Here is a 3,216-nt window from a genome sequence, read left to right as displayed (position 1 = left end):
GGCGGGGACCGGGGCGTCACCGGTTCCGCCCCGCCGGTACACGCAGCGTCCGCCACCCCTTACGGTAAGAGCCCACCGGGCACCGCCCGGTGGGGACCGGCTTCCGACGCGCTCAGAGGGCACGGCACATGGGTGGGCGACACGACGCCGCGCGGCGGCGCCTGTTTCTGGTGGCCGGTATCGGTCTGGCGCTGGTCCTGGCGGCGGCGGCGTTCGGTCCGTTGAGCGAGCTGACCCGCCCCGCGGTGCGCGGCTGCGCCAAGGACCTGCCGTCCGGCGCGCTCGCCGCCGTCACCGAGGCCGCCGTCTACCGTGCCGAGGAGACCTTCGACCCCAGGCTCGGCGAGTACACCTGTGTGCTGTACGACCAGGACGACCGGCGGCTGCTATCGGTCGCGGCGCTGAGCGACCGGGACGCGGTGCGCTCCGCCCTCGTCGCGGACCTCGCGGAACGCGTCGACGAGGAGACCTCGTTGCAGGCGCTGCCGGACGGACTGCCGGGGATGGTGACCCACTACGGCTGGTTCCACCTGCTGCCGCCCTGCCCCGGGTTGGAACGCCCGGAGGACGGCTTCGACCACCGGCCGCTGGTGACGGTCCGTGGACCGTCCGGTGAGGTGGGGGAGGAGACGCTGGCGCTCGCGGTGGCGCTCACCAACGCCGTCGCGGAGCGTCTGGAGTGCGACGCGCCCCCGCTGCGGTACGGCGGCGGCTTCCGCGCCGCGGAGCCCGTCCCCGCCGTGGAGGCGGTCGGCACGCCCTGCTCGGTGCTGGCGACCGGTCCGCTGCCGGAGCCCCGCAGGGGCGGCTGGACGGTCGCCACGGCCGCCACCGACACCGCCCCCGCCGGCCGCTGCACGCTGCGGACCACCGACGGGCAGACGGCCATCGTGCTGACCAGCTGGTTCGGGGAGTGGGGCATGCCGATCATCGACGCGCAGCACCGCTGGTACGCCGACAGCCCCAGACAGGGGCAACTGCGCGGCCCGTACCTCGGCACCAACTGGGCCTGGGCCGCGGCGATCTGCGACGGCGCACCCGCCCACTTCGGGCTACGGCTGAGCCGCCCGTGGCGCGAGTTCGACGCCGGGATCCTCCACGCCGTCCTCGGCGGGTTCGCGGCGGAGCAGGTCTCCCGGCGTGACTGCCACGACCTGCGCATGCCGGAGCCGCCGCAGCCCGGCGACTGAACCGGCCCCGCCGCTCACGTCGCCCGCCCGGCTGTCCCGGCCGCGGTCCTGTCACGGGGTCTGTCACCACGTCCCGTCAGCGTCGTCCGTCACCGGCCGGCCGGCCGCTCCGCGGAGTCGGGGAAGGCGCGCCGGGCCGGGAAACAGGTCCCAAAAGCGCACGTGTCGGACGAGGTCGGTTCGAAGCGCCGTGGCCGGAAATCCTCCCCTCGGGCAAAGATCGCGCCCCATCACGTCCGGACGACCCGTCAGGAGCTATTAGGTTAGGTATACCTAAGTCGATATCGGGTGTCGTTCCGGCGCCACGCCTCGCCATGCACCACCCGCCCCTCGCGCCGCCCAGCACCCCACCCCGACCACCCACCCGCCCCAGTGGTCGCCCCCGACCACAGCGCAGAACCGCGACACCCCACCCGTACCGCCGGCCATCGCCGCCCGGCCCCGTATCCGACCACCGTCCCGCCCGCCGCGGCCGAGCCCCGGGCGGGCGGGAATCCGCGCACCGACGGGAGCCCCTCATGCCCCCCGCACCCCAGCCGCACCCCCTGGCCGGCGGCACCGCCGGGCCACGTGCCCTCCGCCCCATGCTGGAGACCGTCCTCGACGCAATGGCCGACGGCGCCGCCCGGCGCTGCGGCCCGCTGCCGCCCGGAGGACCCGCGGCCGTCGCCGCGACCACCGCGGACCTCGACCCCGTCATACCCGAGAAGGGCACCGGCGCGGACCCTGCCCTGCGCGAGCTCGTCGGCGCCCTCGCCGAGGGCGCCGCTGACCCCGCCGACCCCCACTGCGCCGCCCACCTCCACTGTCCGCCGCTGGCCGTGGCCGCCGCCGCCGACCTCGCGGCGAGCGCGCTCAACCCCTCCCTCGACTCCTGGGACCAGGCGCCCGCCGCCACCGCTCTGGAGGCCCGCACCACCGCCGCCCTCGCCGCCCTGGTCCACCCCGACGCCCGGCACCCCGACGCCCTCGTCACCACCGGCGGCACCGAGTCCAACCAACTGGGCGTGCTGCTCGCACGCGAACTGCTCCCGCCCGGGCTGCGGATCCTCTGCGGCGCCAACGCCCACCACAGCGTCGTCCGCGCCGCGTGGCTGCTGGGACTGACCGAGCCGGTGGTCCTCCCCACCCCGCGCGGCGTGCTGGACCCGGCGTCCGTGCGCGAACGGCTGGCCGCCGAAGCCCCGGCGCCCACCCTGGTGTTCGCCACCGCCGGCACCACCGACTCCGGCGCCATCGACCCCCTGCCCGAACTGGCCGACCTCGCCGAGGAGCACGGCGCGCGCCTCCACATCGACGCCGCCTACGGCGGAACCCTGCTGTTCAGCCCCACCCACCGCAGCAAGGTCGCCGGGCTCGCCCGCGCCGACAGCGTCGCCCTCGACCTCCACAAGCTCGGCTGGCAGCCGGCCGCCGCCGGTCTGCTGACCGTGCCCGCCGCCGCGGATCTCGCGCCGCTGGGCCACCGAGCGCCGTACCTCAACGCCGACGACGACACCGAGGCCGGACTCCCCGACCTCCTGGGCCGATCGCTCCGCACCACGCGCCGCCCCGACATCCTCAAGATCGCGGTCACCCTCCGCGCCCTCGGCGAGGACGGTCTCGCCGACCTCGTGGACCGCTGCTGCGCCACCGCGAGCGAACTGGCCGACCTCCTCGCCGCCGACCCCCGGTTCGAACTCCACGGCCGACCCACCATCTCCACCGTCCTGTTCCGGCCCACCGGCGCGGGCGACGCCGAGGTCGCCGAGCTGCGGCGGCGGCTGCTGCACGCGGGCTCCGCCGTCCTCGGCCGCGCCACCGTCCCCGGCACCGACGGCGCCCCGGGCACCTGGCTCAAGGCCACCATCCTCAACCCGCACACCCAGACCGGCGACCTCCGCTCCCTGCTCAAGCTGGTGCGCGAGGCCGCCCGCGACCGTGACGAGGACACCACCGCATGACGACCGCTCCCCGCCCCCGCCCCGCCGACGCGGGTCCCGCCGACGCGGGCCCGGGCGACGCCGGCGCCCCGGCCGCACCCGGC

At 76.5% G+C, this 3,216-nt stretch carries 2 protein-coding genes; both read left to right on the top strand.

Going from position 1 to position 3,216, the window contains the following annotated elements:
- Nucleotides 1-128 precede the first annotated feature (128 nt).
- On the top strand, nt 129-1,190 hold the full coding sequence (locus tag HCJ92_RS23275) for a hypothetical protein (protein WP_167935584.1): 1,062 nt from the start codon (nt 129-131) through the stop codon (nt 1,188-1,190).
- Between the two features lie 518 nt (nt 1,191-1,708).
- A complete protein-coding gene (locus HCJ92_RS23270) occupies nt 1,709-3,133 on the top strand; it encodes a pyridoxal phosphate-dependent decarboxylase family protein (RefSeq protein ID WP_167935583.1) in 1,425 nt (474 codons plus the stop codon).
- Nucleotides 3,134-3,216 lie beyond the last annotated feature (83 nt).

Source organism: Streptomyces spiramenti (assembly GCF_012034385.1).
Classification (GTDB): domain Bacteria; phylum Actinomycetota; class Actinomycetes; order Streptomycetales; family Streptomycetaceae; genus Streptomyces; species Streptomyces spiramenti.
Note: the sequence above shows the minus strand (reverse complement) of the source record. Positions and strands in the feature narration are given on the sequence as shown.

Coding starts and splice junctions, on each gene's coding strand:
- HCJ92_RS23270 (WP_167935583.1), top strand. CDS start 1,709: ATGCCCCCCGCACCCCAGCCGCACCCCCTGGCCGGCGGCACCGCCGGG.
- HCJ92_RS23275 (WP_167935584.1), top strand. CDS start 129: ATGGGTGGGCGACACGACGCCGCGCGGCGGCGCCTGTTTCTGGTGGCC.